13 protein-coding genes are annotated in these 10,145 nt (G+C 65.7%); 5 read left to right on the top strand and 8 right to left on the bottom strand.

What is annotated here, in order from left to right; all coding sequences use genetic code 11:
• Positions 1-491 precede the first annotated feature (491 nt).
• A complete protein-coding gene (rpsT, locus tag FVA80_RS30225) occupies positions 492-758 on the bottom strand; it encodes a 30S ribosomal protein S20 (protein ID WP_147856441.1) in 267 nt (88 codons plus the stop codon).
• A 271-nt stretch (positions 759-1,029) separates the two neighbouring features.
• On the opposite strand from rpsT, the gene FVA80_RS30220 reads away from it, so the two are divergent.
• Both FVA80_RS30220 and FVA80_RS30215 read left to right on the top strand, forming a co-directional pair.
• Positions 1,030-2,109, top strand: coding sequence for a hypothetical protein (locus tag FVA80_RS30220; RefSeq protein WP_147907118.1), 1,080 nt, complete (start codon positions 1,030-1,032; stop codon positions 2,107-2,109).
• A complete protein-coding gene (locus tag FVA80_RS30215; protein WP_147907117.1) occupies positions 2,097-2,873 on the top strand; it encodes a hypothetical protein in 777 nt (258 codons plus the stop codon). The genes FVA80_RS30220 and FVA80_RS30215 overlap by 13 nt, the downstream gene beginning before the upstream one ends.
• Before the next feature lie 481 nt (positions 2,874-3,354).
• Here the strand turns inward: FVA80_RS30215 and ccmB are convergent, their stop codons facing one another.
• Together ccmB and ccmA are read right to left on the bottom strand one after the other, a co-directional pair.
• The gene (gene ccmB, locus FVA80_RS30210; protein WP_147907116.1) at positions 3,355-4,023 is read right to left on the bottom strand and encodes a heme exporter protein CcmB; all 669 of its coding nucleotides are present in this window, start codon (positions 4,021-4,023) and stop codon (positions 3,355-3,357) included.
• Complete coding sequence (gene ccmA / locus FVA80_RS30205; RefSeq protein ID WP_147907133.1) at positions 4,020-4,655, bottom strand: heme ABC exporter ATP-binding protein CcmA; 636 nt, start codon at positions 4,653-4,655, stop codon at positions 4,020-4,022. The genes ccmB and ccmA overlap by 4 nt, the downstream gene beginning before the upstream one ends.
• Positions 4,656-4,809: 154 nt before the next feature.
• Here ccmA and FVA80_RS30200 point away from each other — a divergent pair, with 154 nt between their 5' ends.
• Positions 4,810-4,992 carry a hypothetical protein gene (locus tag FVA80_RS30200; protein WP_147907115.1) on the top strand — a complete coding sequence of 61 codons (183 nt, stop codon included), beginning with the start codon at positions 4,810-4,812 and terminating at the stop codon, positions 4,990-4,992.
• Between the two features lie 13 nt (positions 4,993-5,005).
• On the opposite strand, the gene FVA80_RS30195 is transcribed toward FVA80_RS30200, so the two are convergent.
• Positions 5,006-5,791 carry an RNA methyltransferase gene (locus FVA80_RS30195; RefSeq protein WP_147907114.1) on the bottom strand — a complete coding sequence of 262 codons (786 nt, stop codon included), beginning with the start codon at positions 5,789-5,791 and terminating at the stop codon, positions 5,006-5,008.
• A gap of 197 nt (positions 5,792-5,988) precedes the next feature.
• Between FVA80_RS30195 and FVA80_RS30190 the strand changes: the two genes are divergently transcribed.
• Positions 5,989-7,203, top strand: coding sequence for an NADP-dependent isocitrate dehydrogenase (locus tag FVA80_RS30190; RefSeq protein ID WP_147907113.1), 1,215 nt, complete (start codon positions 5,989-5,991; stop codon positions 7,201-7,203).
• Positions 7,204-7,309: 106 nt separating this feature from the next.
• On the opposite strand, the gene FVA80_RS30185 is transcribed toward FVA80_RS30190, so the two are convergent.
• From FVA80_RS30185 to FVA80_RS30175, 3 genes are all read right to left on the bottom strand, one after another.
• A complete protein-coding gene (locus tag FVA80_RS30185) occupies positions 7,310-7,477 on the bottom strand; it encodes a hypothetical protein (RefSeq protein WP_238259382.1) in 168 nt (55 codons plus the stop codon).
• Between the two features lie 14 nt (positions 7,478-7,491).
• Complete coding sequence (locus FVA80_RS30180; RefSeq protein WP_147907112.1) at positions 7,492-8,115, bottom strand: acyl-homoserine-lactone synthase; 624 nt, start codon at positions 8,113-8,115, stop codon at positions 7,492-7,494.
• Positions 8,116-8,260: 145 nt separating this feature from the next.
• The gene (locus FVA80_RS30175) at positions 8,261-8,989 is read right to left on the bottom strand and encodes an autoinducer binding domain-containing protein (RefSeq protein ID WP_147907111.1); all 729 of its coding nucleotides are present in this window, start codon (positions 8,987-8,989) and stop codon (positions 8,261-8,263) included.
• Between the two features lie 164 nt (positions 8,990-9,153).
• Between FVA80_RS30175 and FVA80_RS30170 the strand changes: the two genes are divergently transcribed.
• Positions 9,154-9,384, top strand: coding sequence for a hypothetical protein (locus FVA80_RS30170; protein WP_147907110.1), 231 nt, complete (start codon positions 9,154-9,156; stop codon positions 9,382-9,384).
• 323 nt (positions 9,385-9,707) lie between these two features.
• Here the strand turns inward: FVA80_RS30170 and FVA80_RS30165 are convergent, their stop codons facing one another.
• Positions 9,708-10,145, bottom strand: coding sequence for a DUF3429 domain-containing protein (locus FVA80_RS30165; RefSeq protein WP_147907109.1), 438 nt, complete (start codon positions 10,143-10,145; stop codon positions 9,708-9,710).

Below are 10,145 nucleotides of genomic sequence, written 5' to 3'. Positions count from 1 at the left end.
CACTGGCTCTCCCGACGCCGCCGGCGGAAACCCGCAGGCCGCGCGTACGCACGATTTACGCCCTCAGCGTCCCGCATAATCGGGCGGGACAGACTCCGCTGGCGGAGTCAACTCCCCACCAAGGAACTTTTGCCGATTGGAAGAGCCTATCAACAATTACCTACAGTTCCTTTAACAGTGGGACTTGTGGGGACGGCCCAGATTCGCAACTGCAAGTCTTCTGCGACTCAACCGGGTCGCTGGATAGAGTCTTGGCGAATCGGAATGATTCGCTCACGTCCCGAAATCGGCGGTCTTTTCTTGAACACAGTCAGTTTTTGTTAAGCTACACGCCACCCCAAGACTCCGCAACGTGCGAAATTCTGGCCTAGGGTTAACGCTTCGCGACCCGGGCCGGACCAGGCCGGCCGGCGGCGCTCCGGAACGCGGACACGAAAAAGCCCGGCGCGAAGGCCGGGCTCGGTGTCGTCTTACGTGGTGCGGTGGCGGGATTAGGCGGCCAGCGCCTTCACCCGGGCGGCCAGGCGCGAGACCTTCCGCGAGGCGTTGTTTTTGTGAACGATGCCGTGCTGGGCAGCGCGCATCATCTCGGGTTCGGCGGCCCGCAAAGCGGTCAGCGCGTCCTGCTGGTTGCCGGCGGCGATCGCCTCCTCGACCTTGCGGACGAAGGTGCGCATGCGCGAGCGGCGCGAGCGGTTGACCGCCGTGCGCTTCTCGATCTTGCGGGTCATTTTCTTGGCCGAAGCGGTGTTGGCCATGGAGTCCTCGTTCTCTTCGTCGGGCGATGCCGACGGGCCGGCTCAGCCGGGAATCGGTCGTCGCATCAGGTTGTCAGGCGATGGCCGCGTAACGGCGCACGCAAAAGCGCGTCGTTCCGGCGAAGCGGCCTCTATAGTTAGCGCGATGCGGCGCGTCAACGCGGAAGATCCCGGAGCGAGCCGGCCGGGCCGCGCGTCCTAGATCTTGACACTTTTCCTATGTTCCTGCTTTGTTCTTGCGGCCGTAACAGGGCGGCGGGGCGGGGCCACCATGCGTGACGAATCTCAAGCGCACTGCGAAGCAATCATTCTGCGTCACGTTCTGGCTGGCCTCACCCTTGAGACGAAGCTGATGCGCCTGCAGCGGCAGCTCCGGGCCAAAAATTGGGAGACCCAGCCGCGCGCGCCAGCGGGACAGCCGAACGGCGGCGAGTGGATGCCGGCCCCCGGCGGTGGCCAGTGGGCCTCGCTCCACGGGGATCGACCCGGCGGACCGTCCCGACAGGATCCACCCGCGCTCACGGACAGCACGACGCTCGAGGATGGGACGCGCATCCTCTCGATCCGCGTACATGCCGGGCGAAAATCCTTCGATGAACGACACACCGTCACGGCGCCGGATGGCGAGAGCCGGATCTTCGAGACATCCGGCGAAACCCAGACGATTCGAGATGGCAATACGGGTGAAGTTCTGTCGCGGACCACCTTCGCGCCGACAGGTCTCGTCGCTGAACCGTTTGCTCAACCTGCCCTGGCCCCTGCCCTACCTCTGATTGCCGCCCCAATCATCGCAACCTTCGAGCTTGGGTTGCAACTCCTGACGTATCTCTCTGCCCGGGAGGACGGGTACGGCACCGCACTGGGGCTTACAGCGCAAGAATATAAAACCGGGGACGATCCGCAAATGAGTATGCCAATCTGGATTGGCCGGCTCAGACAATCTCAATTGGACGAAGCTTGTCCAAGAAATGGGGAAGTGCAAGCGATCGCGGACGAGGTAACTGCGCGTGTGACAGCGCAAGGCGGATACGCAAACGCGACGCAGTTGGGTACAAAGATTCACGTCAAGATCGCGCAGATTATCAATGAAAAGAAAGACCCAAATTTTGTTGCAGAACTATTTCTAGCCGAACGGAATGCAAATCAAAATTTTATCCTATCTGGCAGTAAAAGATCCGACGTATTCGAAAGAGCTCGCATCGATACTGCATGTATCTACGATCCAAAAACCGGCCGAAGGGGATGGACCCCTCGACAAGCCGTCGACACAATCAAGGCGGCAAAACGCAAATTTCCCGAAGTCGTGCGATTTATCATGATACAGGTGAGACCCAGGAAATGGCCACATTGATTCTTACACCGGCACAGCAAATCCGAGATTTGTCTGCTCCGCTGGTAGATCGAAATCAAGATGTCGTTCTAACTGGCGGCAAATTTATATGCCTTCAAAGTGTTGGTCATATCGCTAGGCAGATACGGATACATAACCGACCAAGCCGTGGATACTTCACACTCGAATGGCGACTAACGGAGTTGTATATCCGGGGGGACAAATTCGATTTCGGAGGCTATGGTCGATCGATCGGCTTGATTGGTCGATCCCGTCGGTTCAAACCCGCCGGTCAGGACGGAGTCTGGTATTGGGACGACCCGATGATCAGTGGCGATTTCGTCGAGCAAATTGAGACGGAAGTTCTGCCCCTTCTCAGATCCTTAGACTCGATCGAGAAAATCGTGACCTTCATCCTATCCCGAGAATCAAGAGGCTACAGTTTTCACAAAGATCATATCTATATGTGTTTCACGCAGGCAGCTCTTGGCGAGTTTGCAAGTGCAAGAATGCATTGGGAGTTGATCGCTCCGAGCTTTAAAGAACAACATGAAAAGCAAACAGCAATCGATGGCGAACCGATGTCAGACTATTTTCGCAGCGGCCTCGCCGTGGGGGACGCTTTAAAAGAGCGCGATCATATGGCCTTGGCAAAGCTTCTTTGGGAGAACGAGCGCACCGAAGCAGACCGGTTCAAGCTCGGTCGCCACTGGCAGCCGACAGCGTTTCCATTTCAGAAAGCTGCCACACCCGCTACGGTCGCCGGCGGACCGGATCAACAATGATCGCCGCCTGAGGGACAGGTATCAATTCGAGCGCGTCGACGGCGGCCACAATCCGAACAGCAAAAGGATAAGCGCGATAGAGGGATCAGCAGCCAGATAGTCGCGGCAACCCGGAGTTGGCCAAAGTCTCCAGTGTCGTCCACGGACCCGCATCGACTCGCGGGGGAGGGAAGCGCATGGAAAAGCATACAATCTTCGACGCGCTAAAAGCCTTAGGCGGCAAATAGTGCATTCCGACTTGCGAGGGATCGGCCGGATACGATCAGGGTCGATGCGAACTCTGTACAGATTGCGGCTCGAAATAGGGTGCTTCGATGACAATCAAGTCGAGGCATCGAAATTCAAGGGAACAGGAGGCATTGATGGAGGACATGGTTATCTGTTGAAGATATTGGTCGCGAATCCGATGGATTAGATTTCGGCTCTGCGATAGCGCTATGTCGCAAAGCAACGGCGGCGCATAACACTTGACAGCAAACGATCACTCCGGCCAGCGCAAAGCCGCGGCCGCCGCAAGCGTCCCGACCACGGCGGCGATCAGGGTCAGCGCCGTTAGCACCGCGAGCGGCACGAGGAACGGCACCGTGCCCCCCGTCGCCGCCTGGGCGGCCGAGACGCCGAAGATCAGGCTCGGGATCATCAGCGGCAGGACCAGGACCGCGAGAATCAGCCCGCCCCGGCGGATCGAGGCCGTCAGCGCCGCCCCGACCGCGCCGATGAAGCTGAGTGCCGGGGTTCCGGCGAGCAGCGTCAGCGCGGTGGCGCCCATGGCGGTGCCGTCGAGGGCGACGAGCAGGCCGAAGAGCGGCGAGGCCAGCGCCAAGGGCAGTCCCGTCGTCAGCCAGTGCGCCGTGACCTTGGCGAGCACCACGCCTTCGAGGGGCACCAGGGCGGCGGTCATCAGGTCGAGGGATCCGTCCTCCTCGTCGGCCTGGAACAGGCGATCGAGGCCGATCAGGGTTGAGAGCACTGCGGCGAGCCACAGGATGGCCGGGCCGATCCGCGACAGCAGGTTGAGGTCGGGCCCGAGCGCGAACGGCACCAGGGCGACGATCATCAGGAAGAACACCAGCGACAGGGCGCCGGAGCCGCCGACGCGGCCGGCGAGCCGCAGGTCGCGGGCGATCAGCGCGAGGATGGCACGGGTCACGCCCAATCCTCCGCGGGCTCGGGCTCCGGCGCGGTCCCGGGCTCGATGCGCAACTCCGCCGCCCCGTCGAGGCCCAGCGGCTGGTGGGTGGCGGCGATCACCAGGCCGCCGCCCGCCCGGTGGGCCGCCATCAGGCCGGCGAGCAGGGCCTGCGAGCCGGTATCGAGGGCCGCGGTCGGCTCGTCCAGGAGCCAGAGCGGGCGCGCGCAGACCAGCAGCCGCGCCAGGGCCACGCGCCGCCTCTGGCCGGCCGACAGGTAGCCGACCGGCAAATCGTGGGCATGGCCGAGGCCGAGCCGGTCAAGGGCCTCCCGGGGCGACAGGCGCGGTGCGCCGAGGAGGCTCTGCGCGAAGCGCAGATTCTCGCCGGCCGACAGCGAACTCTTGAGGCCGTCGCGGTGGCCGATTGCATGGAGGCATTCGGGCAGGCTCGCCTCGCCGACCTCGGACAAGGCGATGCGCCCGGCATCGGGCCGCAGCCGGCCCGTCAGGATGGCGAGCAGGCTCGACTTGCCCGCGCCGTTCCGCCCGGTCACCGCCAGGGCGTCGCCGGGCCCGAGGGCGAAGGTCAGGCCGGAGAAGATCCGCCGGCCGGAACGGCGGCAGGCAAGATTGTCGACGCTGAGCCGCACCCGGTACCCCGCCCTCTCCCGCCGGCAGGCGGCCAGACCGATCCGCGCCGCCCCGCGGACGGGAACGGACACCCGGCGCCTCCATGCCCGATTGCGGCGCATAACGGAACCGTGCCGGGACGGGCCGGCTTTTTCACCGGTTGCGGAGGCTTTCATGAACGAGGCGGAACACCCGAGCGAGGCGGACGTCGCCGCGACGGCCGATGCGCGGGAGGGCCGGGCCCTGGTCGAGGCCCGCGTGGCTCTCTGTACCCCGGAGGAGCAGGCGGCGTTCTGGGAGGCGGTCGGGCGCTGCTTCGGCGGCGGCAAACCGCCCGACATGCAAGTCGACGCCTGATCAGCTGCCCAGGTCAGGCCCCTTTCTGAGGTCCTTTTCCTGTCAGCGCCCGCAACGCGCCCCGGAAGGTGCGCACGTCCTGCTCGGTCAGGCCCATGCGGTGGAGCATGTCGCGCATGTTGCGGGCGATGATGTCGCGCTTCTCGGGCGGGTAGAACCGGGCTCCGTCGAGGGCCGCCTCCAGGCTCCCGAACAGGGATATCAGGGCCTCGCGGCTCGCCGGCGACGACAGCAGCTCGCCCGAGAACGGCAGCACAGCCCGGCCGCTGGCCTGCCGCCAGGCGTAGCCGACCAGCAGCACCGCCTGAGCCAGGTTCAGCGACGGGAAGTCCGGCGAGACCGGGAAGGTGATGATGGCGTCGGCCAACGACACCTCGTCGTTCATCAACCCGACCCGCTCGCGGCCGAACATCACCGCGACGCGCTGCCCCTGCCGGGCGACCACCTCGCCCATCGCGTCCTCAGGCGCGAAGACCCGCTTCATCTGACCGCGCTCCCGCGCCGTGGTGGCGAGCACGTAATGCAGATCGCCGATCGCCTCGGCGACGCTGGCATGGATCGTCGCCCGGTCGAGCACGTGGGTCGCCCCCGAGGCCGCCTCGCGCACGCCCTTCTTGGGCCAGCCGTTCTTCGGGTTGACCAAGCGCAGCTCCGACAGGCCGAAATTGGCCATGGCCCGGGCGGTCATCCCGATATTCTCGGCGAGCTGCGGCTCCACCAGGATCACCACCGGGGCGATTCCGGGCGGCACCTCGGTGAGCTTGGCCGGTGCCTGGTCCTGCGGGTCTTGGGTCGTCATGCCGGCCCTCTGGCACAGCCGGCGACCGCCCGTCGAGGGCCGGGTGACGATGCCGCCCGGATGACAGCCCGCGCCTTCCGCTGCCGGATGAGCCGCGCTATGTCGCCGGGGCGAAACGTACCCAATCGACGGTTGGGCAGGCGACCGCACGGCCCTTGCATGCCGTGCGCGGGGACAACGCGAGAAGGCATCGGTCCATGGCGAAGATCAAGGTAGCGAACCCCGTCGTTGAACTCGACGGCGACGAGATGACCCGGATCATCTGGGCCGAGATCAAGAACAAGCTCATCCATCCCTATCTCGACGTCGACCTCGAATATTACGACCTCGGCGTGGAGCACCGCGACGCCACCGGCGACAAGGTCACGGTCGATGCCGCCGAGGCGATCAAGCGCCACGGCGTCGGTGTGAAGTGCGCCACCATCACCCCCGACGAGCAGCGGGTGCAGGAATTCGGCCTCAAGGAGATGTGGCGGTCGCCCAACGGCACGATCCGCAACATCCTGGGCGGCGTGATCTTCCGCGAGCCCATCATCTGCAAGAACGTCCCGCGCCTCGTGCCCGGCTGGACCCAGCCCTTCGTGATCGGCCGCCACGCCTACGGCGACCAGTACCGCGCCACCGACTTCAAGGTGCCCGGCAAGGGGCGCCTGACCATCAAGTTCGAAGGCGACGACGGCACCGTCATCGAGAAGGAGGTGTTCAAGTTCCCGGACGCCGGCGTCGCGATGTCGATGTACAACCTGGACCAGTCGATCATCGACTTCGCCCGCGCCTCGCTGAACTACGGCCTCGCCCGCAAGTACCCGGTCTACCTGTCGACCAAGAACACCATCCTCAAGGCCTATGACGGCCGGTTCAAGGACCTGTTCCAGAAGGTCTACGAGGAGGAGTTCGAGGCCAAGTTCAAGCCGCTCGGGATCACCTACGAGCACCGCCTGATCGACGACATGGTCGCCTCGTGCCTGAAGTGGTCCGGCGGCTACGTCTGGGCGTGCAAGAACTACGACGGCGACGTGCAGTCGGACACCGCCGCGCAAGGCTTCGGCTCGCTCGGCCTGATGACCTCGGTGCTGATGACCCCGGACGGCCAGACCGTCGAGGCAGAGGCCGCCCACGGCACGGTCACGCGGCACTTCCGCGAGCACCAGAAGGGCCGCGAGACCTCGACCAACTCGATCGCCTCGATCTTCGCCTGGACCCGTGGCCTGTCGCACCGCGCCAAGCTCGACGGCAACGACGACCTCGCCAAGTTCTCGGCGACCCTCGAGAAGGTCTGCGTCGACACCGTCGAGGCCGGGCATATGACCAAGGACCTCGCGCTCCTGGTCGGACCCGATCAGAAGTGGCTCTCCACCACGGGCTTCCTCGACAAGGTCGATCAGAACCTGAAGACCGCGATGGGCGTCTGACAGGTCCATTCCTGTCGGAATCCGAACGGCGGGCGCCCCGAGGCGTCCGCCGTTCTTGTTCGAGGTCGCCGTCGGCCGCCGGAGGGCGGTACGCGGTTCGTCCGGGTCAGGCCTCAGCCTGTCCATCCCCCCCGCAGCTCTGGGCCAGCGCCCGGCCGACCTCGATCAGCAGCAGGTCGATCGCGGCCCGCATCAGCGGATCGCCGACCGAATCGATCAGGTCGCGCACCGAGAGGCACTGCGCCGCGAGGGTGTCCAGGTGGCTATCGTTCATGGCGTTGGTTCTCATCAGGCGGCCAGGTAGGCCGGCTCGGACACGAGGACGGAGCGGCTGTCGCCGTGGACCGTGCGAAGGCGCGCCAGGGTGCGGGCGTCGAAGGCGGCGGTCGCCGCCATGATGTCCTCGCCGCCGATCTGGACCGGAAGGCCCAGCGGCTGGGCGCGGAAATGCAGCTGGATGACGTGGATCATGTAAAGGGTCGGCATCTGCAGCAGCAGGCCGGTGAGCCCGTGCGCCATGCCCCATTCCACGATGCCGGTGAGCAGGGCGATCGAGACCGGGTTGACCACACGGCCCCGGGCGCGGTGCGAGCGGGCGACGCCCTGCCGGGTCCATTCCCAGAGGTGCGGGCCGGCGGGACGCGCGCCCTCGCAGAGTTCCGGGTAGACGTCGGAGAGGAGGTGCGGGCGCGTGGTCGGCAGGAGGCGGCTGTAGCCGATGACGGTATCGCCCTCCATGGCCAGGAAGTGCACCGCGTGCGGCGTATCGAACTGGTCGATCTCGCGTCCGTCCGGACGGGCCAGGTCGGTCCAGCCCTTCTCCTCGACGAAGATCTGGTGCCGCAGGCGCCAAGCCTGCTCCATCGCGTCGCCGTAGCGACAGGCGTTGGCGGGGGTGACCACATGGATCATGTAACAACCTCACGTCTCGATGCCGTGAGTGTTCCGCGTTCGGGCTCGGGTGTGTACTACGTAAAACCGTAGGGTTACGTGTATCGCCCAGCGCCGATGCAACCGTGGATTTGACGCCGGATCGCGGACCCAGCGGGTGCCGCCCTCAGGTGATGAGGCCGGCCCGCAACGCCTGCGCCACGGTGTGCGCCTTGTTGACCGTGTCGAGCTTCGTGCGCGCCGAGCGCAGATGATAATCGACGCCCGAGGCGGTGATGCCCATCACCATCCCGATCTCCGCGTCGGTCTTGCCTTCGGCGGCCCATTGCAGGGTCTCGCGCTCCCGCGGCGACAGGCGCACCGGCTCGCTTGCGCTGGGACGGCTGTTCATCAGGAGCAGTTGCCCGACCGCGTAGGTCGCCACCAGATTGACCGCGATGCGGTCTGCCGCCTCGATCTCGATCGCCGCGCCGGAAAAGCTGATCCCGCCCGGTTCGCCGTCGAGGGTCACGAAAGGGATCGTCAGGCCGGCCCGGATACCGAACTCCGTGGCCTCGTCCATGACGCGGCCGCCGACTGGCGTCTCGGCCTGTACGGCATTCCATTCGAACGGGACGGCGCTGGTGCAGAGCCGGCGAACCGTCGGGTCGTGCAGGGCGTAGCCCCGGGTGACGTAACGACGGGCCCATTCCTCCGGCATCGTACTCGCGAGGACGAAGCCGCCGTGGCGCCGCGGCGGCAGCCCGGGTTCCGGCACGATGCCGGCCATCACGTAGGAAACCCCATATCCGCGGAAGGCGCCCACGAGCAGATGGGCGATCTCGTCCGGCGTCGCCGCGCGGTCGAGATCGCGTAAGAGGTTGAACGTCCTGTCCAAATGCTTCGCTTGCGGCATGCTCGCCCCGGATTTTACACGTAGCGCGACAAATCGCAGACCACCACAACCTGAGGATGGCATCTTGAACGCTTCGGCGATAGGTTGTGACCGAAATCTGTCCCGCGGCCGGGGTCGCCTCCGGCACCGATGTGCGAAGCGGATCGAGTGCGAGTTTCGTGTCCATGATCGACGATGAGACTTCTCCGACGACGCGCTCACTTCTGGAGCGCATCGCCGCCACGCTCGACGTGCCGGCGTCCTACTTCTTCCGCGTCGATTGCATGCCGGCCGATCCGTCGGGGGTCAGTGCGGCGCAGTGCGACGAGGTCACGTCGCTGTTCCGGGCCATCAAGTCACCCGCCCGCCGCGACGCCGTGATGCGGCTGCTCCGCGAGATGGCCAGCGACAGCTAGAGCGCTCTTCGCCGGAGGGCAGATCGGACGGGCCGCAGCGATCGTTTGGAATCAGAGGCTCGACGTCGATCCGAGGCGATGCGCTTTCGGGCGGCTTCGGGCGGCTCCGGGCGGCCCTGGTTTCCGAGGGCCGGTCATCGCCCCAGAGATGCATGCGATCCAATGCGGCCGATGCCGTCGTTTTCGACCCGGCGCCTATCCGATGCTCCGATCCCCACCACCGGGCGTCGGCGGTCACCGCCGGTGTCGCCCGCGCTGCTGCGCCACGAAGACATCGCCGCCGCGGCTGAGAAGAAGATCCGCGAGGACGGCCGTTCCGACGCTCAGGACGCTACCAGCAGGGCGGCGCCGGCCACGCCGGACAGGACCAGCCGCAGGCGACCGAGCCAGAGCGGCACGAGGCCGCGTCGGGGCAGATCCTGATCGATCAGGCCCCAGGCCAGGACGAGGACGCCGAGCACGCGCAAGTCCCAGGGGGCCGGCGCCGCCATCGCGGCCCAGGCCACCAGAGACGGCACGATCGCGACGACATAATCCCCGTTGCCGGAGTTGCGGGCTGCGGCCGCGCCCCAGCGGATGCCGCCCAGGAACGACGCGATCACCGCGCCATACGCCGACAGGATCGTCCGAGGCGACAGACCGATGCTGCTCAAGCCGCCGTCCGAGCCCGAGACTGCGAGCGCCGCGAAGCCCAGGAACGGGATGAGGCCGGCCACGCCGAGCACGAGCGCGCTCATCGGGACAGGGTTCCGGTGCGCCAT

The organism is Methylobacterium sp. WL1 (genome assembly GCF_008000895.1).
Taxonomy (GTDB): domain Bacteria; phylum Pseudomonadota; class Alphaproteobacteria; order Rhizobiales; family Beijerinckiaceae; genus Methylobacterium.
The sequence above is the reverse complement of the archived record's forward strand: the minus strand, read 5'-3'. Positions and strand labels throughout refer to the sequence as shown.

Coding starts and splice junctions, on each gene's coding strand:
- FVA80_RS30200 (WP_147907115.1), top strand. CDS start 4,810: ATGAACGAGGCGGAACACCCGAGCGAGGCGGACGTCGCCGCGACGGCC.
- FVA80_RS30180 (WP_147907112.1), bottom strand. CDS start 8,115: ATGATCCATGTGGTCACCCCCGCCAACGCCTGTCGCTACGGCGACGCG.
- FVA80_RS30165 (WP_147907109.1), bottom strand. CDS start 10,145: ATGGCGCACCGGAACCCTGTCCCGATGAGCGCGCTCGTGCTCGGCGTG.
- FVA80_RS30175 (WP_147907111.1), bottom strand. CDS start 8,989: ATGCCGCAAGCGAAGCATTTGGACAGGACGTTCAACCTCTTACGCGAT.
- FVA80_RS30220 (WP_147907118.1), top strand. CDS start 1,030: ATGCGTGACGAATCTCAAGCGCACTGCGAAGCAATCATTCTGCGTCAC.
- FVA80_RS30185 (WP_238259382.1), bottom strand. CDS start 7,477: ATGAACGATAGCCACCTGGACACCCTCGCGGCGCAGTGCCTCTCGGTG.
- FVA80_RS30170 (WP_147907110.1), top strand. CDS start 9,154: ATGATCGACGATGAGACTTCTCCGACGACGCGCTCACTTCTGGAGCGC.
- FVA80_RS30195 (WP_147907114.1), bottom strand. CDS start 5,791: ATGACGACCCAAGACCCGCAGGACCAGGCACCGGCCAAGCTCACCGAG.
- rpsT (WP_147856441.1), bottom strand. CDS start 758: ATGGCCAACACCGCTTCGGCCAAGAAAATGACCCGCAAGATCGAGAAG.
- FVA80_RS30215 (WP_147907117.1), top strand. CDS start 2,097: ATGGCCACATTGATTCTTACACCGGCACAGCAAATCCGAGATTTGTCT.
- FVA80_RS30190 (WP_147907113.1), top strand. CDS start 5,989: ATGGCGAAGATCAAGGTAGCGAACCCCGTCGTTGAACTCGACGGCGAC.